Origin of the sequence: Bradyrhizobium sp. S3.2.6 (assembly GCF_040546885.1) — a bacterium.
Lineage (GTDB): Bacteria > Pseudomonadota > Alphaproteobacteria > Rhizobiales > Xanthobacteraceae > Bradyrhizobium > Bradyrhizobium cytisi.
The window spans coordinates 77,043-100,109 of sequence record NZ_JBEPOS010000025.1 but is presented as its reverse complement, the minus strand read 5'-3'; the positions used below and the strand labels follow the sequence as shown (position 1 = coordinate 100,109).

Here is a 23,067-nt window from a genome sequence, read left to right as displayed (position 1 = left end):
TTCGCCGACCGCAAACGAGGAATCCGCCAACAACCCGTCCGTTCCACCAATTCAACCCGCTCCACCACGCAGGTTTCATGGAATCGGTCGTCTAGTAGATTTTGGAGCGGATTTCGTACAATAGTTCTACGTAGCAGAACTGGAGCTGGCATGAGCAAGACAGGGGTAGACGCGGTCGGCAGGGCGCTCGCAATCCTGAAAGCCTTCAGCGCGCAACGCGCCGCGATGACGCTGACTGAAATTTCGCAAGCGACCGACCTCTACAAGAGCACGGTGTTGCGACTGGCCTCTTCGTTAGAGGCTGACAGCTTCCTGGTTCGGGGCGCTGACAGACTGTTTCGGCCGGGACCGGAGCTATCGCGACTTGGTGCGCTTTATCAACGCGGCGTTGACCTTAGCGAAGTCATTCGGCCTTCGCTTCGTCGCCTGGTTGAGGCAACGGGGGAGACTGCGTCCTTTTATGTTGCGGATGGCGACGAACGCATCTGCCTTTACCGCGTCAATTCTCCGCGTTCAGTTCGACATCACCTCGAAGAGGGCCAGCGATTGCCGATTGACCGCGGCGCCGCCGGGCGAGTCCTCACTGCATACGGCGAGCCGACAAGCGCCGAAGGCAAGAAGGTCCGGGACAGAGGGTTCTATGTTTCAATCGGCGAGCGGGATCCGGAGGTTGCTGCTGCGGCCGTGCCCTTGACGGACGTGCACGGCAAGCTGCGCGGGGCCCTTTCGGTTTCAACTATCAGGACTCGTTTCGATGCGGACGCTCGGAAGGCCGCGCTCGACGCTCTTAAATCGGAAGCAAAGGCCTTGGCGAGCTTATTGCCCGCGAGCGAAAGTTAGCGACTACGCGAATGTCTGCTTTGAGTCGGCACTGTTGACGATCTCACCGTGCGTCAGCCGACAACCAGGCCGTTGCACGATCGTGCGATCCTCGTCCCATCGACCGGGTTGGTGTGAATCGGCGCCCAACGTTGACCCTCGTATTGCCGCGAGCGTCGGCGTGGAAAGCGTCTGCTCCATACTTCGTGCCACCGCGTGCCTTTTGGCCCTAATGAACTGCACCATATCCGAGAGCGATACCTGTTGGATGAAACTCCTCCTCCTCGACGGTCGCTTCCAGCCGCAGCGCTTTTGGGTTCTTGTCGGCGACATTCGGCAGTGGCATGCCTTGTCCGATCCAGGCCGACAACAACGTGCGAATGGTGTTGCCGTCGCAGCCCGGGGGAACTGCGTCGAATAGTTGACCGGCCGGACTGGCCTCCAGCTCGGACAGCACTTCGTCATTCGCTGAACTAGCGAGCTTCGCCTTGAGAAAGTGCAGAAAGCGCCCGGCGGCCACCGAAAAGTCGGATGCGTCCCGAATATCCAATAGGGCCTTCACGAGATCGTCCTGCCCGGACTGCCGATCAGTGACGCGCAGTTGAGTCGTCATGTGATAGACGGACCGCACCATCGCCCAGGCAAGCCAGGTATCGTATTTCGTGATGACTGCGCGGGCCTGGACCAGCTCCTTGTGAGGCGAGGCTCCGTTTCCACTTCCTGCGCGATGCGCCTTGTCGATGCCGTCAAGCCAGAGAAACACCCGCCGCGGCGACGCGGTTTGCCGCAGGCTTCCAAACCGCTCGCCGGCAATCCGCGCTACGAATTTGAATTTGGTTCGGCATGCCTCATCGAGGCGGCGTTCGTCCAGGGATTTGGGCCGCTGCCGGTCTCGCTGCTTGAAAGATGGCGCTTCATCCTGCACCCAGTCGCGCCATAGCTTGATCTCGGCCTCGGTAAATACTCGAAACATGGCGCCTTCAAACTCGAGCAGTTTGAAGAAGCGGCTTCCGTCAGGATCGCCAGGCACGATATAGCCATGTTCGATCAGGCCAGTGAGGAACGCTTTCGGATCGTTGAAGAACTGGTTGATCGGTACGCCGCCAAGTTTTTTGGTGCCGTGGTTATATTGTCCGTAACTCTTCTTCGAGCTGATCAACTGCAGCAATTGATCCTCGACCGTGCCCGGCTCTCTGAGGACATGGATGATCTGCTGCATGAGGATGGCGAAGGTGAGGGCGTAAGCGACGTAGCCATCCCAGATGCGAGACCATTGCGCTTGCACCGCCTCGTCTCCGCCATGCAGCATGACGTTGTGGAGATAGATCTTCACCGCCCGGAGGATCTGCCCAGCGTGTCCGTCCTCGGCATTGTCGATGGCGATGTGGAGACGATGAAACTTGGAACTGAGGCCGACATTCTCGAGGATCGAGGCAGCTCGGTGCAATTCGAGCGCAGTCCATTCCAGCCAGAGTGTCATGCCAATGATTTCGGGATAGTACAGGCTCGGAAACTCTGAGATTCCGAGTTGAAATGTGGCGCTCTCGAAGGCGGCATCCAGGAACTGGGGATCAAAGGCGAACGCGGTACTCGCCACGGGCGCCGGATAGAAGCCGAAGGAATGGCAGAGGTCGCGGTAGACGTTTGCGTGATTCTGCGAGACCTCGCCGTCGCCGAGTTCCTCGTTGAAGATCGAGAACAGCGTCGAGTTCACCTCATCCATCGGTCCCATGCGGTGCACGTTGCGCAGCCAGGCCCCGTCAAGGAAATTGAAGGGCGTGAGCTGCTTGACGCGCTCGATGACGTTCTCACGGGTGAAGAAGTAGGGGTTGTGCTCCTCGTTCGCAGCGTTGTAGGGCCTGCCGTTCTCGGTCAGACCGAACTCCATGCAATCGTCATAGATATCCTTCATGCGCGCTTCGAACACGTCCTCCGAGTACCGGAAAGGCCGGACATTGTTCATGAAATTGAACGCGCTTGGCAATTTCTGCACGTCGCGCGCTGCCTGCAGAACACTCTCCACATACTCTTGCGCCTTGCCGAGGCAGCCGCGGTGGTCCTCCAGGTTAAGCAGCGTATGAAAGAGATATCGGATGTCCATACCCGCGTATGGCAGGCGCTCGGTCTCCACATGGACGTCCTCGCCGCTGGCGGAGCGGATCCGCCGGACGAAGCCGAGCTCGTGCCAGTAGCGAATCATGTCGTCGGCGCCGCGCCGCGCCGAGTCTCGCGGATCATCGCGCGTCGCGGCGGGGTTCTGCCAAGGCCGACGCAGCAGCGTGCTGACACCCAATCCCCGGTCCCACTTCACCCGCCCTTCGAGGCCCTCGCGGACGCTTTTGCCTCCCGGCGACCACAGTGAATTGACCTCGTCGAATACCTGCTGCGGAATGACGTCGTCAGGCCGCGCGGATGGCCACCAGTTTCCGCGCCGCAGATAGAGGCCGGCCTGCCAGGGCACGCTCAGGCTCGACGTCAGGTCACCGGCTTTGATCGGACCGCGGTTGATCCGAAAGGCACCGGCATAGGTGGCGGGGTCCTTGGCCAGTGGGCCGACCTCAACCCCCGGTGCGAACGGACCGCCCACTGCCTGGTCCAGCACCACCCGCTGCAACTCACTCACGCGCCCGTCCGAGGTCTGGCTCGCCGGCGGTTGCAGTGGTTGATCCGCTGCTTCAGCGGTGGCGGTCGTCGCGTGCTTCCATTTTTCAAGCAGGCGATACTGCTGCGGCAGCAGCGAGAACCAGCTCGCCGGAACGCCGGGCTGGCCGGGCCCTCGATCGCCGTAGAGCGGCGGCATATAGCGCGCGGTGGCCTGCTTGACAGCGGCATTGCCTTCCGCCGTCGGATTGCGCAGCATCGCGAAAATGCGAGCGCGCTCGGCAGCGGACTGGCAATGCGCGAACGAGAATTTATGGCCCCTCCGAGCGTCATTGTTCACCCACCCGATATTGTCCATGCGGGAGAGCAGGGACTGAAGGCGCTCATTGTCGACATCGGTCCTCTCCGCGAGCCATCCGGCGTCGATCGCGATCTCCTCCGCGACATCGTAGAGCGTGACCAGTGCATCAATGGACGGCGCATAGTTCGGTGGCCCCACCACCACCCATGCCGCATCCTTGGGATCGGACACCTCGATCCGGCGTCCGTCGGGCAGTGTGACGGCCGCCGACACCGGGCCATCCGAGACGTCGTCGTACCAGTAATCGTTGTTGGCCCAGTAGTCCGTGCTTCGCGCGTCAGCGCCAATCGGATTGTCAGGAATCGTTGATCCCGCTCGCCCGAGGCCGCCAAGCACCAGCAGCCGTCCATCCTCGTCCACCTGGAGCTCGCCAAGGTAAACGGGCATGCCAAGAAATGCGCCGGTGTCGAAGCGTGGATTGACGGATGCACCCGAGGACGAGATGGTCCGCGCGCCGGGATCGATGATCAGTTCGGTGCGCTCGTCGGGGGCGCGCGTGTCTGGGTACTGATGGGAAGCCCCGTTGCTGTTGCGCAGCCGCGGTGGCGCGTTGCTGGCAAGGCCATCATGGAACCGATGCGAGGCGCCCTTCTTGTTGACGAGATGAGCGCTCCATTCGACTTCGACCGTGGGTTCGTCGCCGGCCGGCTTCAGCGGCAGTTCGCCGAGATTATTGCCATCCTTGTCGTAGCCATAGAGCTGGAAAACAGCTGCCTGCCGCCGGACGCGGCCGCTCGAATCCTTGTAGCCGCCGGCCGGTGCATTCTTGGCGCCCTCCAGAGTGTCCGCGGCCACATAGAAGCTGTCCGGGCTGTTGCCAACTCGCGCGATTCCGATGCCCGGATGAATCCGACAGCTATGAACCTTCGAGAACGGGTAGCCGGTGCTCGCTGTTCCTGCCATATCCTTGCTCCTCGGTTGGTGCTAGGTGCTTTCAAAATCCTCGACGCCCGGCGCGGGCTGGAGGCTGGTCACGCGCACGTCTACGATCGCGGTCTGCCCCTGGCTGCTGAGCTGGAGTGCCGCGGCGAATTGACTGCGAAAATTTCCGATATTCTCCACGGGCAGGTGCGCGATGCCCCGTGCGATCGTGGCGAAGCTGCTCTCCAAACCGAACCGCGTGCTCTCGAAGCCGTGCTTGCGCCACTGATACTCCAGCCAGCCGAAGCCCTGGTTGTTGAGCACGACGTAGGTGACCGGCAAGCCGTAATCGATCGACGTGAACAGGTCGGCGCGGGCGATATTGAAGGCGCCGTCGCCCACCAGTGCGACGACCGGCCGATCCGGCCTCGCGGCCTTCGCGCCGATCGCTGCGGCGACGCCGAAGCCCAGGCTGGTCTGTTCGCTCGGGACGATGGATCGCTGGTCGGCGCCGAGCGTGAAGGACGGATAGAAATACGACCACATGTCGAGGAGGCCGTTCTCTTGCACCAGAATGCTGTCGCGCGGCAGCGCGGCTTCGAGTTGCTCCATCAGCGCCGGCAGCAAAATAGCGTCGCTCTGCCTGCCCTCTTCGACGGAGGCAGTTCGTGTCTGGAAGGCGGCGGCCTTGCTGCGCCGGATCTGGTCCGACCACGCCGGCCGACTGCCGAAGGTATCATCGCACGACAGCCGATCGGTGATGCCGTCACACGAGGCGACAATCTTCGGGCCGGAGTACGCCGTCGACATCTCCTCGCTCGTGATGTTGATCTGTAGTACCCGCCCGTGAAGGCGCCTGGAATCCAGGAGTAACGTGGCTGTCTCCTCCAGGCGGCTGCCGAAGCTCACCAGGCCGTCACAGTGCTCCCATAGCTCGCGCAGGGGCTTTGCCGTGTAGAGGCCGGCCAGGCCGCAGAACAGCGGATGCCGCTCGTTGGCCGCGCCGCGGCCCGATGCGGTGGTGAACACCGCAGCGCCAACTCTGGCCGCCAATTCTTCGTAGGCGACCGTCCTGCTTCCATCGAGCGCGCCGCCACCGAGCAGGAAGATCGGCCGCTCCACTCGCCTGATGAACCTCTCGACCTCCGCGGCAGCCGAGGCGGACAGATGGGGATGATGTCGGACCGGCGGATCATACGCGATGCCCGTCGCCGTGACGTCGGCGAGGTCTTCCGGGATTTCAATATAGGTCGGCCCCGGGCTGTCATTTGTGGCAAGGAAGGCGGCCCGCTGGATCGCCCACGGCAATTGGCTCGCATGCTCGATCCGGTACGCCCACTTCACCAGCGGTCTGATCACGGCGGTCTGCTCGAACTCCTGGAACGCGCGCGCGCCGAGGCGATGGCGTGCCGTGCCGACCGCGACCACCACCACAGGCGCGCACGAGGCGCGGCTTTCCAGCACACCAGTTAGCGTGTTGGTGACCGCCGGTCCTTTGCCAACGATGCAGATGCCCAACTTGCGTGAAGCCAGCGCATAGCCGGTCGCCATGAACATCGCGTTCCGCTGGTCCTTGGCGACGACGAAGGTGATGTTGCGCCCCTCCAGTGCCTTCAGGATGTTCAGGTCGTCGCCCGGAATTCCGAACACCGGATTGGTGCCGGAGGCTTCGATGAACCGGGCGACCTCCGTCCACGCCGCCAGCGCTTGACTCATGGCCGCTGCCCCACCATGCGGGCGATGGTTCGCGACAGCAGAATCGGCTCGATACGGAGATCGCCGTTCCGCCACGCGTAGTTCGCCATTCGGCCATAGCCACCGAACGGCGTGTTGCCGTCCTCGATGTCGAAAAGCGTGCAGTTGACGGACACCATGTGCCGCTTGCGCAGGAAGTCCTCTATCTCCGGCACAGCGTAGACGCTCGCGCCCAGCGCGCGTTCAGTGTAGATGTCGAGCGACAACTCGCGGACGAGATCCTCCGGGGTGTCGTATGCGATGACGTTGAAGATCGGCCCAAAGAACTCGACGATGTCGGCACGATTGTGCAGCGAACTAAAGATAACCGTGGGCTCCACGTGCCGCGTGGAGTATCTCACGGCACCGCCATGCACGATCCGCTGCTCGTTCTCCAGGAGGTATTTGGAGATTTCATCCAGCGCCGAGCCGTAGAACAGCGGCCCGTAATCGGCGTCGGCATGTTTGCGCGATCCGAATTTCAGCTTCTCCAGCGCCAACTGAAGCCTTTCAAGAAAGACGGTGCTGTGGGTTCTCGGCACGAAGATGGCGTCAGGACCCATGCAATCCTGCCCCGAGTTGAACAGCCGGACCTGGATGAGATCGCGGATCGCCTTGTCGAAATCCGCCAAGGGGCCAACGATGAATGGGTTCACTCCTTGCCCAAAGAAGACGAACAGTTGCTCGCGTGGCAGCGATTTTCGCAGCTTCTCCGAATTGCCGAACGTTCCGGTGAACACGACGACATCCGCGTCCCGCGCGACCCGTTCGACGAAGACCTTCTGCTCGTAGGTCACAACATCGATCGGCAATCGATGATGCGGGGCGAGCAGCCGGTGCAGCCGCTCCATCGGCTCTTTCACATAGCTCGACGGTCGCAGCGAGATCTTGCGAATATATAGTGATGGAACGACAGCATACAGGACGTAAGAGTAGAGCAGAACATTGGACGGCATGAAGGCGGCGAGATGGTTCAGCGTCTTCGGGCGATTGTTGATCACTTCATCCGCGGCGCCCGACAACGCGCGTTCGGACGCCTGGATCTCGGCTTCGGCCGCCTGGAACGTTGCCGTCTCGGTGAGGATGTCCAGGACCGCGGCTCGTTCGGAACGCAGATAGTCCCGAAGCCTGTCGATCGCATCCAGTCGGTCGGTCTCGAGAATCGGAGGCGCGGTTGCGACATTGTCGACCGCAGGGAAGGCATCATTGAGACGATTCATGGATAGTCCCTTTCGCTGTTTCCAGGGGATTCGAACGCGGTCTTCGTCAGATGTCGGGTGCTACTGCGCAGCGTAGCGCGAGATTCCATCGATCATCCGTAGTGATAAATGCCATGAGCTTAACCGCCCAGCGCTACGCATTGCGCGCCGCGCCTGTGGCTTGAACCTGTTGCGCCAACCAATATGCATCGTCCACCTATCGTCGCATGGCACGTCTGTCGGCGACCAAAACACGCCGCCGCCGGCCCATCCGTTGTTCGGAACAGGCTTGCTTCGATTCGTTGATAAGAGATCTGATTTGCAGTCCGGTTCTGCTTTTTGAAGGGATCTATATCGACCGGTCAGTCTAACTTTATGGCGGCAATGCCTAGAGTCAAGGCGCTATGTTCAATCAAAGAGAGAATGCAATGATGCTTCCAATCGCACCGTGCTTCGCTGCACATCTAATGCTGCGAGACCGTGTGGCTGCAGCATGAATATCCTTGTCTCTTGCTCGGGTGAGCGGCGCGGAAATCCCAATCGGGCGGAGCACATTGCTGCTTTGTCGTGCATCAGGCCCGCGATGAGAGCGAGTGACACAAATTCATCCGCTGACTGTCATATAAATATATCGCGCGCGTCGCATCGCGCGCTGTCATGAGTGCCTTCTCTATGCGCGCGTGCCGCGGTCCGCTCTCAGGCTCGCTTTGTGCGGGTGAGGTAGAGAAAGCAAAGCGCGCTCAGCGCCGTTGCGAACAAGTTGAAATAGGTCGCCCTGCCCAGAGCGTGTCCGTAGTGGTAGCTCTTGGCCTCCAGTGTGAGTGCAAGTGGTTCCGATAAGTCGGCGAAGAAGATCACGCCGACGATCGCTACACCAAACGCCGCTCCCAATGTCTGCATGGTGCCGACCATACCGGAGGCCATGCCGGCCTGCGCTTCGGGAACCGTGGAAAGGTTGGCGTTGAGCGCGAGCGGAATGGTCAGGCCCTGGCCGAAACCATTGAAGATCAACGAAGCTACCAACAGCGGCGCGCTGGTCGGGACGATGAAGGCGACGAGTACGGACAGCGTGAGACCGGTGAAGAAGGCGCCGACGCCGAGCAGCAGGGATCGGCCGCCCATGTGGCGCACGATAGCGGGGCTGAGACGCGCGGCGGTGATGAACGCGAGCGCGGTAGGAGTGAAGATCAGCCCGGCGACCAGAGGGGTGTAGCCGAGGCCCGCTTGCAGGAGCAATGTCAGGGACAGGAAAAAGGAGCTGATGGAGGCGAAGAACAAAAATACGCCGATCACGCCGGCGAGCAGGCGGCGATTGGACAGCATGGTGATATCGAAAATCGGAACCTGGCCCCGGCGCACGAGTGCGGCCTCGAAGCGCGCAAACAGATAAAAGATGGCCACCGAACTGAGGGGGAGAACGATCGACCACCACGGCCAGCCGTGATCTTGGCCCTCAAGGAACGGAACGAACAAGATCAGAAGACCCGAGGCAAGGATGATCGCCCCCTTGACGTCCAACCGAGCGGGAACCGGGGCTCGGGTTTCGATGATCCACATTGAGCCGAGCAGGAGCATCACCAGGCCGACCGGCACGTTGATCAAGAAGATGAGGCGCCACCCGAGGCCGAACAGGTCGTAGGTGACGAGCATGCCTCCGCCGATCTGCGCTATCGGTGAAGCCAGGCCTTGGACGATACCCATGATGCTAAAGGCTTTCGGCCGCGCCTCGCCTTCGAACAACACACGGATGGTCGCCAGAATCTGCGGCATCAGGAGCGCTGCGCCTATGCCTTGCAGGACTCTCGCAGCGATCAGGAACGCCGCTGACGGTGCGACGCCGCACATGGCGGATGCGACGGTGAAGACGCCCGTTCCGATCAGGAACAACCGCTTTCGGCCATATAGGTCGCCGAGGCGTGCGCAGTTCATGAGAAACACGCCGTAGGCCGCGCTGTAGGCGACCACCACCAATTGCAGATCGGCGGGACTCGCATGCAGATTCTGCCGGATGCGCTCCAGCGCGACGTTGACGATGAACAGGTCGAGGGTCGTCATGAATATCCCCGATACCAGCACCGCTAGCGAGTACCAGCGATCACGTGCAGGCTCGCTGGGGACCTGGACAAGGCCAACGCCAACGAGCTGTCCCTGGGCTGCATTCTGGTCGGCCGGCGACGCGAGTTTCATTGGGAGCTCCCTGGCTGCGGTTTCGTCAGATTGCTGTTGGTAGGACGTCTGCGAATACTTTCGATTGCCCTCGACGCCCGATGCATTGCCGGGTCTCGCCGTTCGCCGGCTGGCGTTATGCGCAGCGCCGAGCGTTGGTCGCGCGTGAACGTGCGCCGCACGCGATCAGTGCCGAGCAACATATTTGCGGATGATCCTGACGCGGTGCTGCTCGATTGACCACTGGCACGAATGCCGATTATGATGAATATCGTGTCAACCGCGCAGTGACCTGGCATGAACTCCCGGAAGATCGCTATTCTGACCTATGACGGGGTCAACACCTTCGAACTGGGGATCGCCATGGAGGTTTTTGGCCTGCCCAACATGGGACCCGGCTGGTACGACGTGGCGGTCTGCGGCGATCGAAAGCGCGGAATGACATCGAGTTCGTGCAGCGTTCAAATCAAAGCCAGCAGAGGGCTGGATGCGCTGAACGATGCAGAGACCGTGATCGTGCCGGGATGGCAGGATATCGACGCGCTGCCGCCGCGCAACATTCTTCAGCGCTTAAGGGCGGCGCATGCCCGCGGCACCAGGATTGCGACGATCTGTGCAGGTGTGTTCGTGCTGGCGGCGACGGGCCTGTTGTCGGGGCGGCGCGCGGCGGTGCACTGGGCTCAGGCCGAGGCGCTCAAGCGGAAGTATCCGGATATTGAAGTCGATTCCAGCGTACTATACGTCGACGATGGGGACATTCTGAGCTCTGCGGGCCGCGCTGCCGGATTGGACCTTTGTATTCACATCGTCGAGCGTGATTTCGGGACCCGCGCCGCCAACGATGTCGCGCGCCGATTGGTCGTTCCAGCTCATCGGGAGGGAGGTCAGGCCCAGTACATTCCGCGCCGCACGCGGCCGGTGCGCAATGCCATGGGCGATCTCTTAGTCTGGATCAAGCAGAACCTCGAAGAAGACCTGGCGATCGATAGGCTGGCAGAGCGGGCGCGCATGTCCCGCCGGACTTTCATCCGACGGTTCATGGATGCAACGGGCACCATGCCGGGAGAGTGGATTACGCTCGAGCGGATGAACCATGCAAAGATGCTTCTCGAGGATACGCGGGCCTCTATCGAACAGGTTGCCGAGATGTCGGGGTTCGGCTCGGTCGATACGCTACGGCATCACTTTCGCGCGCATCTAGCGACCAACCCGACGCGCTATCGGGCCTGCTTTCAGAAGACCTTCCCGGAAAAGCGCCGCAGCTACTGACTGCGAGAGCGGCATAACGGTGAGAATGTCTCGTCGGAACGCGCCCGCCGTCTTCCTTCCGGACGCACACCCATACCCCGTCGCAGGGCACTCGGAGACGCTCCAGGCCCACTATGGCGTCTGGCGCGCTCTTACTCTAGTCTTGAGCTAACGAAACCAAACCATTCTTGTCCAATGCAGTCGAAGAGACAAAAAATCCTAGAAGCGGCCATCCGCCTGTTCGAGCTCGAAGGCATTCAAGCCGTCGGTATCGAGCGCATCATCGCGGAGTCCGGCGCTACGAAAATGACGATGTATAATCAGTTTGGATCCAAGGAATCGCTGATCGTCGAGGCCCTCCAGGAGTGCGCGCGGCGCTCCATGCATTCCCTGAAGGCGTTTGTCGACAACAGCCGCTCCCCGCGCGGCAAGGTGAGAGCGATATTCCTTTGGCATGATCAATGGTTTCGTCGTGCCAATTTTGAAGGTTGCGTGTTCAACAACGTTGCAGGCGAAATTCACGACGGAAATTCCGCGGTCCGTCGCGTGGTGCTTCGTTACAAGCGTGACATGGAACGATATATCGCCTCTGTCCTGGCCGACCAGGGCATTACGTCATCCAAGCGGTTGGCAACGCGGATCATGCTTCTTGTCGAAGGAGCGACCGCGATGGCCTATGTGTGCGGCAAGCGCGACGCGGCCATCAAGGCATGGGAAGCATTTGAACCCTCGCTCAAGGCGCGCGAGCTTCTCGTAGCCGTTTGAAGTACGGCGGCCTGCCCGCAAAAGCCGGCGCCCGCAGCACGCTTCCGAAATTATCGGCGCGATTGCAGGCTCCTGGCTACCTCGCTGCGGCATGGGGGGCCGCGACGGCGGCACCGAACTCCAGGATCTGTCCATCGTCGGGGATACGGAGTTGCGCGGCAGATATTCCGCGAGCGAGCGCATGCTGCCGCAAATCGGCGCGACCGATCGTTGCATGATCCAGCGAATCGAGATGAGTCGCGACGACAATGGCCTCAGGCGCGGCGTTACACACCGCAACAGCCTGCTCGGCGTCCATGGCGATCTGCTCGCCCTCCCACAGAGCGCCACAGGGATGGACGACAATGATGTCGGGACGGGTATTACGTATCGTCGCTTCGACGGGCGGATACAATACCGTGTCGCCCGACCAGTAGAGCGTCGGTTCGTGCGGAGCCTCGATGCTGAAGCCGATCACGGGGCCCATCTTCTCGAGAACCGCGCCGAAACCGTGCCGTCCGTCGCGCCGCGTTAGCCTGATGCCTTGCCAATCGATGGTATCGATCAATGGCGTCACGTTCTCGAAGCCGAAGGAGCGAATTTTGTCCTCGTCGCCCGGCTGGCTGATCAGCGGCAGTTGCTTTGGCACCAGGGACTGAGCGAGCGAATCGAAATGATCCGAGTGTAGATGGGAGACGATGACAAGCTCAACGCCGTCGAGAATCTCGTCGGTGCTGGTCGGAAGGTCCACCAGCGGATTGCGCGAGCGCCCTGCAAAGGCTGGCCGACTGTGTTTCGGCGCAAAGAAGGGATCGATCAGGATCGTGCGGCCGGCCACCTCCAGTTTTAGGGTGGCATTGCGCAAAAGCCTTAGTTTCATCGATGTACTCCTTCTGAGATCGATTTCGAGGTTGCTGCTCGGGCGGTGCCGGGATCGTCTGGAAAGACGTTGGGCGCGCCTGCACTGATCAATGATCGTTAGCGCGAGCACGCACGTTGGCCAGTGCCAGGGATGACAGTTAACGTGAAAATCATGCCATTCCTGTTTGGACAATCACAATGCGACGTCACCACAGTGGGCGGCACATAACGACCGGAGTCGTGAGCATCGTTATGCGGGAGCGCACGGCCGGCGGGAGCAGCTTTCCTTCTGCACAAGAATCGCGTCGGGCTGACTCAGCCCGGCATGTGTTGGGATATCGATGCGCAATGGCATTTCCAACAACTAGATCGAACGCGAAACAGAACCCATGTCGGCGCCGCTTGCATGGTGGGTTTATCGTTTTTTCCCGGCGGCACTCGACATTGCACATCATCGACAACATCATCGCGCCTCTTGGACCAGCTTTTGAATTCATCTCGAGACAACCAGAATGTCGCCTGGGTCATCCTTCCGGCCGGACCAACGCACGAAGGCAAGTGAACCGTGATGTCATCGACTTTTCTGGAGCTCAATGGCATCTGCAAGCGCTACGGCGAGCTGAATGCGTTGGAGTCTGTTTCTCTCGACGTTGCTCGCGGCGAATTCTTGAGCTTGCTGGGACCATCCGGGTCCGGCAAGTCGACGCTGCTTGCGGTTCTTGCTGGCTTTGCCGCGCCGGACCGCGGCTGCGTCTATCTGGACGGGGAGGATATCACGCATCTCCCACCTGAGACGCGCCGGTTTGGCGTCGTGCCACAAGGTTACGGCCTTTTTCCTCATTTGACGGCCTACGAAAACATCGCCTTCCCATTGCGTGTGCGCCGTACCCTCAGAACACGCATCGACAGCCGCGTTCAGGAGGTGATGGAGCTTCTGCAAATTGAAGGCGTGGGCAACCGCCTTCCAATGCATCTTTCCGGCGGCCAGCAGCAGCGCGTCGCGTTGGCACGCGCACTCTCCTTCGAGCCGGATCTGTTGTTGCTGGACGAGCCGATGAGCGCGCTCGACGCGTCCTTGCGGCGCGACTTGCAGGCTGAACTTGTTCGGCTTCATCGGCAGGTTGGGACAACTGTCATCCATGTCACGCACGATCAGCAGGAAGCGCTCGCCCTGTCCGACCGCATCGTCGTGTTGAATCGAGGCCGCGCCGAGCAGGTTGGTTCGCCGCGCGCGATCTACGACCGGCCAGCCAGCCGCTTTGTCGCGAGCTTTCTCGGCAAAAATAATTTGCTGAATGCGATGGCGCTCGTCGGAGCCGACGGCCGGCTCCAGTTTCATTGGCACGGCTACAGGATTGCGGCGAGCCCCGGAGGTGTGCCGCTGACTGCCGGTCCCTGCGTTCTTGCGGTTCGTCCCGAAAGCATCACCCTTGAGGCGGTTCGAGGCGGAGCATCGCATTCCGACGACCGAATTCGCGGCAAAGTCGTCAGCCGGACTTTTCTGGGAGCCTCGACCGACATTGTCGTTGCTATAGGCGATAACACCCTGGCGGTCACGTTGCCTGCTGCCGCATCGCCGATAGCGCCCGGCGAAGACGCTTGGCTGGTCTTCGACAGCGAGCGACTGTGGTGTCTACCGAAAAGCCATACAGCTTCGTCGGAGCTCTCCGCGGTTTCGTCGGAGCTGGCCGCGTGAGCCCTGCGTTGACGGCACAGAGAGGGCTGCCACGCTCGTGCCTTCCGGTTGCATCGGCTCGCGATTGGTCCGTGCAAGATCGGATGTTGGCTGGCTCCGCCTTTGTGCTCGTGGCGGCCTACCTGGTTCCGTTGGCGGGAGTGGTTGGCCTGAGTTTTCTGGCGCCGAAGCCGGGACTTGGAAATTATCTGGCTATCCTTCTGAACCCAACGGTTCGCTCGGTCGTCGGAAACACGCTTTGGATCAGTTGCCTGACTGTGGGCATTACGCTGCTCCTGGCATACGTGACCGCTTACGGGTTGGTACAGGCCAGTCCGGCAGCTCGAAAACTGATGCTCGCCAGTGTGCTGATGCCTTTATGGATTTCCGTACTTGTCCGAAACTACGCATGGATAGCCTTGCTGGCGCCCGGCGGAATCGCGAACAGCATTCTGCTGCACTGGGGCTGGCTGGAGCACCCCTTGTCGCTGGTGCGCAATACGTCCGGCGTCGTACTCGGCATGGTGCACTACATGTTGCCTTACGCCATCCTGCCGATCTACGCCCAGATGGCGCAGATCGAAGGAACTCTGCCGCAGGTGGCGCGGTCGCTGGGTGCAAATCGCTTCCAGGCTTTCGTTCGCGTCTTCTTACCGCTGTCGCGTCCCGGCCTGGCAGCCGCGGCGTTCATTACCTCGATCATGTCGCTGGGCTTCTATTTGACGCCCGCCATTCTGGGCGGTGGCAAGACTGTCATGGTGGCTGAATTCATATCCGTCCAGGTGACGGAAACACTGCGCTGGGACATCGCGACGACTCTAAGCACATTGCTCCTCCTCATCACAGGCGGGCTGGTATGGCGGTTTAGCTACCTGCTCGACCTGGCCACGGCCAAGCCGAAGACATGAGCACGCGATCACCCCTGACCGCGGCTCCGTTCGGGCCCGCGCGCTACATGTCCCTTCTGGTGGTGGCATTCCTCGTGTTGCCGCTGATTGCGATCGTGCCGATGTCGTTCAGCGACACCCGCTTCCTGTCGCTGCCGCACAATGGCTTGTCCACGGTGCACTATCAGCGCCTGTTCGGCGACCCGGCCTGGCGCGATAGCCTGCTGCATAGCCTCGGCATCGCGTTTCCGGCTGCAAGTCTTGCCGTCCTGCTCGGTCTCGCGTTCTGCCTCGGTGCATGGCAGTGCCAGGGCCGCGCGGTTCGCCTCCTGCGGGTACTGATGCTCGGACCGTTAATCGTGCCCGGGATTGTTCATGCCGTTGCCTACCATCGCGCCTTGTCGATCCTGGGGTTGTTCGACAGCTTCACGGGAACGATACTCGTTCACGCGATCAAAGGACTGCCGTTCGTCATACTCTCGATTTCCGCCGCGTTGTCCTCGGTGCGTCCGGAAACGTTGCAACTCGCCCGTAGCTTTGGGGCCTCGCCGAGACAAGCGCTCCTGAAGGCGCTGTTGCCGCAGATTCGCTACGGCGTCGCGGCGGGCTTTGTGCTCGCGTTGGTTACCTCCTGGGACGAGATCGTTGTGACGCTGTTCATCACGAGCCGCAACGTGAACACTTTGCCGAAGCAAATCTGGCAGAGCCTCTTCCTGAATCTCGATCCCATCGTTGCGGCGTTAGGCACTCTGGCGTTGGTCGCAACATTGCTGGTGCTTTCAGCCCTGTCGTTACGCGGCGCCCGCCCTTTGGCTGTTGCTGGATTCCAAGAGGATCGCTTGAATTGAAAGGAGATGTCATGCCCGACTTTTCGCAAGATACCGATTATATGCAGCACCTCGAGTCGTCGCTCCGGGCGGCGACGCAAGGCAAGACCGTCCATCGCCGCCACTTCCTTCAGCTCTTGTCAGCGCTGGGCGTCGGTACAGGCTCCCTGGCTTTCTCATCTTCCGCGAATGCGCAGCAGAACGACCTCGTCGTTGCCAATTGGGGTGGGGACGCACTGCCCGCCCAGCGCGACGTCCTCGCGGCGGAGTTCGCCAAACGTTATCCGGGCAGCCGTGTCGCATTCGACACGACGGGTCCCACGCCCGGAAAGATCAAGGCAATGGTCGAGTCGGGCAATGTTGCATGGGACGTGGCCGACCGAAATCTCCTGTCCGCGCTGGAGCTCGGCCGGCAAGGTCTGCTGGAAAAGGTCGATGAATCCATTGTCGACCTCGACGCGGTGCCAAGCCAGTTCCGCACCGAATGGGGCGTCGGCTCATACTTCTTCTCTTTCGTCATCACTTACGATAGCGCGCGCTTTGGAGCGACGCCGCCGCGAACGTGGAAGGATTTCTGGGACACGCAGAATTTCAAGGGAACGCGCGCGTTGCGCAACAATGTCGAGGGTGTTCTGGAGTCGGCCCTGCTGGCGGACGGCGTTGAACGGGACAAGCTGTACCCGCTGGACGTCGATCGCGGCCTGGAGAAGGTGCGTGCGATCAAGAAGGACACGATCTTCTACAGCAATACGTCGGAAGCCCAGCAGTTGCTCCGATCGGGAGAGGTATCGATCGGCAGCCTCTGGAATACCCGTGCGCAAGGCGTGAAGGAGGACACGAAGGGACGGGTCAATTATCACTTCAATGAGGGCATTCTCCTGATCGCCGCCTGGAACGTTCTGAAGGGAACGAAGAACGCCAAGGACGCCTGGCGATGGGTGGCGCTATCGCAAGATCCGGCGCTTCAGGTGGCGCTGCTTACCAGGCTGGGTTGGGGGCCGATCAATCCGGCTGCTAACAAGCTCGTTCCGGCCGAATTGCAGGTGCAAAACCCCGGGTCACCTGAAAACCTCGCGCGTCAGGTGGCGGTTGATGCCGAATGGTACGCTCGCAACTATTTCGAGGTTCAGAACCGATATCTCGATGCGCTTGCGTCATGAGCATGGCTGACGACGCTCCAATTGACGCTGCGGCCCCGCTCACCTTCATGGGCGCGCCCTTTGTGGCTCGCGTACCGCCGCAATCCCGAGCCGTGATCGGCGGACTTCCGTTTGATGCCGGTCAACACGCCTCGCGCCTGGGCTCGCGGCTTGGACCGCGGAGCGTGCGTGAACAGTCGATCCAGTTGCGCGCGGTGGATCCCGACAGCGATTGCGACGTCCTGGCGGCACTGGGACTGGTCGACGTCGGGGACGCGCGCGTGCAGCATGGCGACCTTGACGCCTCTCAGCGCGCCATCGCCGATTTCGCCGGCACTCTCGTCGACACGAATGCGGTTCCAGTGATGATCGGAGGGGACGGCAGCGTCACGCTGCCTCTGCTCCGCGCGGTGGCACGACGCTACCCGGAGCTCGCGGTGGTGCATTTGGATGCACACACCGATGCCTATCCGCTGGTTGGAAATGCGGGGCCGGCAGCTTTCCATCGAGCCGTCGAGGCACGGCTGGTTGACCCGACGACATCGTTCCATATCGGGTTGCGCGGTCCAGTCTCTTCGACGGGGCTCTATGCGCATGCTCGCCAACTTGGCTATCAGCTAGTAACAATAACGGAGCTTCTGGACCGGGGCATTGCGGCGGTATTCGACGAAGTGAGCCTGCAACTCGCCGATCGTCCGGTCTACATTTGCTGGGATATGGATTTCTTCGATCCGTCGGTGGCGCCTGGCGTCATCACCCCGAGCTGGGAGGGCGTCACGGCTCGCGAGGGGTTGCAAGTCGCAAGATCGCTCCGCCGCCTCAACATCGTTGCGATCGACATCAACTGCGTTAGCCCACCCCACGATGCCGCAGGTCTCGCTGCTTTTCTTTGCGCTCGGATCATCTTTGAATTTCTCGTTGGCCTCGCCACGTCGCACAGAGCGTCTGAAAGGTAGCAACCGCCATGAATGTAGCGCCCCCCATCTCGCACTTGGATCGAGCGTCCTCGCATGCTGCCGCTCGTGTGATCCGTACGTCCGAGGAAGCGCTTGCGGTCGCACGAGAGCTTGCCCCCGCGCTAGCCGCCGGAGCGTCCGAGCGCGACAGTCAGCGCCGCCTGCCGCACCAGGAAGTCAGGCAATTTGTGCAAAGCGGATTGTGGGGTATCGGCATCCGACCCGAGTTCGGCGGCGCCGGGGTTTCGTTCGAGACCATCATCGAGGTCGTCGCGACGATTTCGGAGGCCGATCCGTCGATTGGGCAACTTCCGCAGAACAACTATCTGTTGCTCGAGAACCTGCATCGCATCGGCACTGAAGAGCAGAAGCGGTTCGTCTTTGCTGAAGTGCTGCGCGGCAAAGTGATCGGCAATGCGTTCGCCGAGGCCGGCGGAAGGGATGTGCAGGATATTCGCAGTCGCATCAGCCGAACGGCCAAAGGGCTGAGACTGAACGCCCACAAGGTCTATTGCACCAACGCGTTGTTCGCGGACTGGATACCCATCTCCGGCGTCGACGATGATGGCAACGTCGTTTACGCGTATGTGGAGCGCGATGCTGTCGGGTTATCGGTCGTCGATGACTGGAACGGATTCGGGCAACGAACGTCGGCAAGCGGCACGGTGATTGCTCACGACGTTGAGGTCAATCCCGCGCATATCGTCGAGCGCCACAAATCGTTTTCAAGACCGAGCTTGAGCGGTCCTTTCGCTCAGCTCCTGCATGCTGCGATCGACCTCGGAATTGCGCGGGCTTCCTTTGCAGAGGCGGTGCGGCTCGCGCGCGCGGCTTCGCGTCCCTGGATCGATAGTGGAGTGGAACGTCCACAGGATGATCCCCATACGATCGCTTCGCTCGGTGATCTCCAAATCCGGGTGCACTCCGCCAGCGCGATGGTCGAGCGAGCCGCTCGCATCATGGATGCGGTGCGGGACCATCATGCTGAGGCGGATGTTGCGCGCGCCTCCGTGGCGGTCGCCGAGGGAAAAGTGTTGGCAAACGATACGGCGCTGTTCGCCTCATCCAAGCTATTCGAGTTCGGTGGCGCGAGCAGTGCTCGCACAAGCCTCAACCTCGATCGGCACTGGCGCAACGCGCGCACGCATACGCTGCATGATCCCGTGCGGTGGAAATATCATTTGATCGGCGACTATGTGCTGAACGAACGAAATCCGCCCCTGCACAACTGGGCTTGAGAATGCGGGGACATGATGCGTTGAACAGACCTGACGACCATGAACTGCCGTTCGCCAACTTTGCGAGAACCCCGATGCCGCAAGCCGTGCAGTCGCCCGGTGAGGCAGGAGGCGTCGAAGATCTTACGACGGGGAGGTTTTGAGGGAGACAACCGACTAAAGAGAATAACGAGACGGCCACGCTTGGCGCGATTTTCACGACAATTGTCATTCGTGCTCCTGGTCAATTTCGATCCGGCCCAAATACCATCGATATGATGAGCTTCCGAGCGGTGCTGACGCATTCGGACGCCTGACATCGGGTAGCAACGGTCGATCTTTGAGGGGAGTTCACAATGGCGGGTATGATGCGGGGATCAAATGGCACTTCACTTTACGCGCTCTGAGTTCGAGGGACGACAGCAGCGACTGCAGAATGAATTGACCCGACTTGGCCTGTCGGGCCTTTTGATATTTCGACAGGAAAGCATGTATTGGCTCACCGGTTATGACACATCCGGATACTCGCAGTTTCAGTGTCTTTGGTTCGGCGTTAGCGGCGATATGGTGTTGCTGACGCGTTCTGCGGACATTCGGCAGGCACGGCTGACTTCGACAGTCGACGATGTACGCGTCTGGGTCGATCAGCATGGCGCGAACCCCGCGGAGACGTTATTTGGCGCGATCCGCGATCGCTTCAAGTTCGGCAGCCGGATCGGCGTCGAATATGCCGCCACGACGCTCAATGCGCAGCGCGGCAAGCTCGTGGACGCGGCATTTGCCAAGGATGCCAAATTGGAGGATGCGTCCGAGCTGATCTCGGCCCTGCGCCTCATCAAGTCTCCCGCTGAGCTTGTCTATGTTCGCGACGCCGGCCGCATTGCCGATCAGGCGTGGCGGAACGGACTGGCCAAGTGCGTGCCCGGAAATTCCGAGTCCGACATCCTGGCCGAACTGTACGGCACGGTCCTTGGGGCGGGAGGCGATCCGGCGGCGGGACGTTTCGTTTGCGGGGCCGGCGATAACGCCCTGCAGTGCCGCTATTTCACCGGCAAGGGGACGATCGGCGAGATCGACCAGGTGACGGTCGAGTTCGCAGCAGCCTATCGTCACTACCATGTGGTCCTCATGCGAACGGCGTTGGTCGGGCAGGCGAGCGCCACGCAACGCCGCATGCATGCTGCGGCGGTCGACGCTCTCGCCGCCTGCCAGCGGCGGCTGAAGCGGGGATTTACCTTCGGTGATTTGTTCGATGCTCACGCCGAGGTGCTCGATCGCCACGGGTTCCAGCACGCGAGGCTCAACGCATGCGGCTATAGCCTCGGAACTTCCTATCCACCAACCTGGATGGAGTGGCCGATGGCCTATGCGGGCAATCCAGTGTCCATTACGCCCGGAATGGTGATCTTCCTGCACATGATCCTCCTTGACAGCGAAGCTCGTCTTGCGATGAGCCTTGGGGAAACTTTCATCGTGACCGATGAAGCTCCTGAGCGTCTTTCGGCGCTCGATCATTCCCTTCCGCTCATAAGGTGAGAGACCGATATGAGCACGGTTAAGGGGCAAAGCGTCGAGGTTCGATCGCTGAGTAAGACCTATGGTCCGACGGTCGCGCTCGATGATCTGTCCCTCACCGTGCAGGCAGGCGAGTTTCTTGCAATTCTTGGTCCGAGCGGATCGGGGAAGTCGACCGCCCTCATGACGATCGCCGGCTTCGAATTTGCCGACCGCGGCCAGATCCTGATCGGCGGACAAGCCATCGACCGTGTGCCAGCCCATCGACGCGGCATCGGTATGGTGTTTCAGCGCTATGCGCTGTTCCCCCATCTCAGTGTCGCGGAGAATCTCGCCTATTCGCTGCGGCGACGGGGCTGTCCGGACCAGGAAATCCGGCAGCGGGTCGCGACGGCCCTCGATCTTGTCAAGCTGACGGGTCTTGGTGCGCGATCGATTGGCGAACTGTCCGGCGGCCAGCAGCAGCGCGTCGCGATCGCGCGAGCGACGATCTCCAATCCGACGGTGCTGCTGATGGATGAGCCGATGAGTGCGTTGGACAGGAAGCTGCGGCAGCACATGCAACTCGAGCTCAAGCTGCTTCAGAGAGAGCTCGGGACCACCGTTATTCTCGTTACCCATGATCAGGAGGAGGCGATGTCAATGGCAGATCGGATCGCGCTGCTGGATCATGGCCGGCTTCGCCAGGTGGGTACGCCGGCAGCTCTCTATCACCAGCCGGCCGATGCATTTGTCGCTGACTTCATCGGCCGCACGAATTTCCTGCCGCTCGCCAGCTGCAGTCTGCGCGTTGCCGGATTTGCGTCGGGGCTGGCACATGCGCTTGCGACAAATAGTCCGAGAACAGGCGCAAGGGCGGGGGTTCGCCCGGAAGACGTCCTGCTTTGCCTCGAACATGAGGAGGGCGAGGCCTGCCGCATCATCGAGACAGCATTCAGCGGATCGACCCAAACTGTGCTGGTGGAGGCGGCCGGACACCGGCTGATTGCCGAACAGCCAGCGCGCGAGCGCGCCTGGCGGCCGGGCGACGTGGCCGTTCTACGCTTCCGTCCGGGTAGCGTTCGTCTATTCGACCAATCCTCGGTCGCAAATCAGGAGAAGTCCCATGCCGCTTAAGCTCAACCGACGGACATTTCTTGGCGGCGCGGCGCTCGCCGGCGGCGCGCGGTTCACCTTTCCGGCGCCAGCCATTGCGGGGTCAATCCTAAAAGGTAGCGGCTCCGTGGTCGTCCATGACGGCGGCGGGTCCATGGGTACCGCTCAGGTGAAGGCCTACTCTGAACCCTTCGAAGCGGAAACCGGAATCAAGGTCATTCATCAGCCAGGCCTGGCGTCCGGCGTGCAGTTGGCGGCAGTCTTGGCAGGGGCTCCCAAGCACGACGTCTCTCTGCTCTCCGGAGGCGCGATCGCCAACTTCGAGAAGGACAAACTGCTGCTCCCCATCGACTACGATCTCTGGGCGAGCAAGGACCGAGAGGGCTATGACGTCGTTGTTGCCGAGAAGAACTACGCGCCGGCGATGATCTACTCGATGCTGATTGCGTACGAAGCCGAGAAGTTCGGGAGCAAGACTCCCTCGAGTTGGGCCGATCTGTGGAATTCTCGGGATTTTCCCGGAAGGCGGACACTTGCCGCCGGGACCAATGCCGCAGACGGCGCGACTTATGAGATCGCGCTGCTAGCCGATGGTGTTCCACCCGAAAAGCTTTATCCGCTGGACTGGAAGCGTGCCTTTCGGAGCCTCGACAACCTGCGAAGCAATGTCGTCAAATGGTGGGCCAGCGGAGCCGAATCGGTGCAGCTCCAGGTCGACCAACAGGCAACTGTTGGAAGCGCCTGGAATGGGCGCATCGACGGCGCAAATGATCAAGGAGCAAAGATCGGCAAGAGCTGGAACCAGGGTATTTTGCAATGGGCGGCCTGGGCTGTTCCAAAGGGAGCCGTGAATGTTGAGAACGCGCAGAAATACATCGCCTATATGAGCCGTCCCGAGCCTCAGGCGAGATTCTCGGAGCTCATCACCTATGGACCCACCAACGCTCGAGCGTTCGAATACCTCTCGAAAGAGCGGGCGGAGTTGATGCCTACGGCGCCCGGGCTCAAAGAGCGACAGATTGTCCAAGACTATGCCTTCTGGAATGCGATGGATACCACGGGAGAAACTGGCCTGCGACGCGCCATCGTTGAGTGGGAACGGTGGATTGCCGGAGGCTAAGATAACCAAACTCTCCGACGGGCGGTGTGGGCGGGCGGGACG

At 61.0% G+C, this 23,067-nt stretch carries 17 protein-coding genes; 12 read left to right on the top strand and 5 right to left on the bottom strand.

Annotated features, from left to right (window positions below):
• Window positions 1-150 precede the first annotated feature (150 nt).
• On the top strand, window positions 151-840 hold the full coding sequence (locus ABID58_RS31620) for an IclR family transcriptional regulator (RefSeq protein ID WP_354036812.1): 690 nt from the start codon (window positions 151-153) through the stop codon (window positions 838-840).
• A 208-nt stretch (window positions 841-1,048) separates the two neighbouring features.
• On the opposite strand, the gene ABID58_RS31615 is transcribed toward ABID58_RS31620, so the two are convergent.
• The 4 genes from ABID58_RS31615 to ABID58_RS31600 form a co-directional block, all read right to left on the bottom strand.
• Window positions 1,049-4,684 carry a LodA/GoxA family CTQ-dependent oxidase gene (locus tag ABID58_RS31615; protein WP_354036810.1) on the bottom strand — a complete coding sequence of 1,212 codons (3,636 nt, stop codon included), beginning with the start codon at window positions 4,682-4,684 and terminating at the stop codon, window positions 1,049-1,051.
• A gap of 21 nt (window positions 4,685-4,705) precedes the next feature.
• Window positions 4,706-6,358, bottom strand: a complete 1,653-nt coding sequence (locus ABID58_RS31610; RefSeq protein ID WP_354036808.1) for a thiamine pyrophosphate-binding protein — start codon at window positions 6,356-6,358, stop codon at window positions 4,706-4,708.
• Window positions 6,355-7,596, bottom strand: coding sequence for an aldehyde dehydrogenase family protein (locus ABID58_RS31605; RefSeq protein WP_354036806.1), 1,242 nt, complete (start codon window positions 7,594-7,596; stop codon window positions 6,355-6,357). The genes ABID58_RS31610 and ABID58_RS31605 overlap by 4 nt, the downstream gene beginning before the upstream one ends.
• Before the next feature lie 675 nt (window positions 7,597-8,271).
• Window positions 8,272-9,762, bottom strand: a complete 1,491-nt coding sequence (locus ABID58_RS31600; RefSeq protein WP_354036805.1) for an MFS transporter — start codon at window positions 9,760-9,762, stop codon at window positions 8,272-8,274.
• Between the two features lie 276 nt (window positions 9,763-10,038).
• On the opposite strand from ABID58_RS31600, the gene ABID58_RS31595 reads away from it, so the two are divergent.
• A complete protein-coding gene (locus ABID58_RS31595; RefSeq protein WP_354036803.1) occupies window positions 10,039-11,010 on the top strand; it encodes a helix-turn-helix domain-containing protein in 972 nt (323 codons plus the stop codon).
• Between the two features lie 174 nt (window positions 11,011-11,184).
• Window positions 11,185-11,754, top strand: coding sequence for a TetR/AcrR family transcriptional regulator (locus ABID58_RS31590; protein WP_354036802.1), 570 nt, complete (start codon window positions 11,185-11,187; stop codon window positions 11,752-11,754).
• Window positions 11,755-11,830: 76 nt separating this feature from the next.
• Here ABID58_RS31590 and ABID58_RS31585 read toward each other — a convergent pair whose 3' ends face one another.
• Window positions 11,831-12,598, bottom strand: a complete 768-nt coding sequence (locus ABID58_RS31585; protein WP_354036800.1) for an MBL fold metallo-hydrolase — start codon at window positions 12,596-12,598, stop codon at window positions 11,831-11,833.
• Between the two features lie 564 nt (window positions 12,599-13,162).
• Here ABID58_RS31585 and ABID58_RS31580 point away from each other — a divergent pair.
• The 9 genes from ABID58_RS31580 to ABID58_RS31540 all read left to right on the top strand — a co-directional run bounded on the left by ABID58_RS31580 (window position 13,163) and on the right by ABID58_RS31540 (window position 23,025).
• Window positions 13,163-14,290, top strand: a complete 1,128-nt coding sequence (locus ABID58_RS31580; RefSeq protein WP_354036798.1) for an ABC transporter ATP-binding protein — start codon at window positions 13,163-13,165, stop codon at window positions 14,288-14,290.
• An 83-nt stretch (window positions 14,291-14,373) separates the two neighbouring features.
• Complete coding sequence (locus tag ABID58_RS31575) at window positions 14,374-15,177, top strand: ABC transporter permease (RefSeq protein ID WP_354036796.1); 804 nt, start codon at window positions 14,374-14,376, stop codon at window positions 15,175-15,177.
• Between the two features lie 47 nt (window positions 15,178-15,224).
• Window positions 15,225-16,004: an ABC transporter permease gene (locus ABID58_RS31570; protein WP_354036794.1), complete on the top strand. Its 780-nt coding sequence runs from the start codon at window positions 15,225-15,227 to the stop codon at window positions 16,002-16,004.
• 11 nt (window positions 16,005-16,015) lie between these two features.
• A complete protein-coding gene (locus tag ABID58_RS31565; protein WP_354036791.1) occupies window positions 16,016-17,143 on the top strand; it encodes an ABC transporter substrate-binding protein in 1,128 nt (375 codons plus the stop codon).
• Window positions 17,140-18,078, top strand: a complete 939-nt coding sequence (locus ABID58_RS31560; RefSeq protein ID WP_354036789.1) for an arginase family protein — start codon at window positions 17,140-17,142, stop codon at window positions 18,076-18,078. Before ABID58_RS31565 ends, ABID58_RS31560 begins: the two co-directional genes overlap by 4 nt.
• Before the next feature lie 68 nt (window positions 18,079-18,146).
• Window positions 18,147-19,316 (top strand): SfnB family sulfur acquisition oxidoreductase, encoded by a 1,170-nt coding sequence (locus ABID58_RS31555; protein WP_354036787.1) that lies wholly within the window; start codon window positions 18,147-18,149, stop codon window positions 19,314-19,316.
• Window positions 19,317-19,676: 360 nt separating this feature from the next.
• Window positions 19,677-20,831, top strand: a complete 1,155-nt coding sequence (locus tag ABID58_RS31550; protein ID WP_354036785.1) for a M24 family metallopeptidase — start codon at window positions 19,677-19,679, stop codon at window positions 20,829-20,831.
• Between the two features lie 9 nt (window positions 20,832-20,840).
• A complete protein-coding gene (locus tag ABID58_RS31545) occupies window positions 20,841-21,926 on the top strand; it encodes an ABC transporter ATP-binding protein (RefSeq protein ID WP_354036783.1) in 1,086 nt (361 codons plus the stop codon).
• A complete protein-coding gene (locus ABID58_RS31540; protein WP_354036781.1) occupies window positions 21,916-23,025 on the top strand; it encodes an ABC transporter substrate-binding protein in 1,110 nt (369 codons plus the stop codon). Before ABID58_RS31545 ends, ABID58_RS31540 begins: the two co-directional genes overlap by 11 nt.
• Window positions 23,026-23,067: the final 42 nt, after the last annotated feature.

Bases quoted from the DNA above. Each gene is read 5' to 3' on its own strand.
- ABID58_RS31620 (WP_354036812.1), top strand. From the start codon at position 151: ATGAGCAAGACAGGGGTAGACGCGGTCGGCAGGGCGCTCGCAATCCTG.
- ABID58_RS31615 (WP_354036810.1), bottom strand. From the start codon at position 4,684: ATGGCAGGAACAGCGAGCACCGGCTACCCGTTCTCGAAGGTTCATAGC.
- ABID58_RS31610 (WP_354036808.1), bottom strand. From the start codon at position 6,358: ATGAGTCAAGCGCTGGCGGCGTGGACGGAGGTCGCCCGGTTCATCGAA.
- ABID58_RS31605 (WP_354036806.1), bottom strand. From the start codon at position 7,596: ATGAATCGTCTCAATGATGCCTTCCCTGCGGTCGACAATGTCGCAACC.
- ABID58_RS31600 (WP_354036805.1), bottom strand. From the start codon at position 9,762: ATGAAACTCGCGTCGCCGGCCGACCAGAATGCAGCCCAGGGACAGCTC.
- ABID58_RS31595 (WP_354036803.1), top strand. From the start codon at position 10,039: ATGAACTCCCGGAAGATCGCTATTCTGACCTATGACGGGGTCAACACC.
- ABID58_RS31590 (WP_354036802.1), top strand. From the start codon at position 11,185: ATGCAGTCGAAGAGACAAAAAATCCTAGAAGCGGCCATCCGCCTGTTC.
- ABID58_RS31580 (WP_354036798.1), top strand. From the start codon at position 13,163: ATGTCATCGACTTTTCTGGAGCTCAATGGCATCTGCAAGCGCTACGGC.
- ABID58_RS31575 (WP_354036796.1), top strand. From the start codon at position 14,374: ATGTTGGCTGGCTCCGCCTTTGTGCTCGTGGCGGCCTACCTGGTTCCG.
- ABID58_RS31570 (WP_354036794.1), top strand. From the start codon at position 15,225: ATGTCCCTTCTGGTGGTGGCATTCCTCGTGTTGCCGCTGATTGCGATC.
- ABID58_RS31565 (WP_354036791.1), top strand. From the start codon at position 16,016: ATGCCCGACTTTTCGCAAGATACCGATTATATGCAGCACCTCGAGTCG.
- ABID58_RS31560 (WP_354036789.1), top strand. From the start codon at position 17,140: ATGAGCATGGCTGACGACGCTCCAATTGACGCTGCGGCCCCGCTCACC.
- ABID58_RS31550 (WP_354036785.1), top strand. From the start codon at position 19,677: ATGGCACTTCACTTTACGCGCTCTGAGTTCGAGGGACGACAGCAGCGA.
- ABID58_RS31545 (WP_354036783.1), top strand. From the start codon at position 20,841: ATGAGCACGGTTAAGGGGCAAAGCGTCGAGGTTCGATCGCTGAGTAAG.
- ABID58_RS31540 (WP_354036781.1), top strand. From the start codon at position 21,916: ATGCCGCTTAAGCTCAACCGACGGACATTTCTTGGCGGCGCGGCGCTC.